This window comes from Microbulbifer sp. 2205BS26-8 (assembly GCF_030731025.1).
GTDB classification, from domain to species: Bacteria; Pseudomonadota; Gammaproteobacteria; order Pseudomonadales; family Cellvibrionaceae; genus Microbulbifer; species Microbulbifer spongiae.
Genome location: NZ_JAVAMR010000228.1, coordinates 1 through 291, shown reverse-complemented (window position 1 = coordinate 291; position 291 = coordinate 1). Strand labels below are relative to the sequence as shown.

Below are 291 nucleotides of genomic sequence, written 5' to 3'. Positions count from 1 at the left end.
GTATTGCGGGCGTGGTAAGCCGCCTGCCAGTTGGCGTTCCAGAGCGTGCGGCTGATGGGGGTATCTGCGTTGGTATTGTTCCAGGGGGGTGTGAGGCCATCGAGATAACTGGTGAGCGCGGCCAGGTTGCCGCTGTAGTCGGCTTTTTCCGTGGTCAGGCCAGCGCCGTCGGCCTGGGTTTCAAGCCCTGCCCGCTGCGCCAGCAGTTGCGCGTACTCGCGGATAATCTGCAGCTTTTCGCTCTGGTGCAGAATGCTGTCCGCAGCGATCTTGTCCAGGTCGGCCAGTGCG

The 291-nt window shown here is 62.9% G+C and carries 1 protein-coding gene; it reads right to left on the bottom strand.

The annotated features are described in order from the left end of the window. Nucleotides 1-291, bottom strand: a 291-nt coding sequence (locus Q5Y71_RS17365; protein WP_306043318.1) for a hypothetical protein, incomplete at both ends; no start/stop codon positions are given.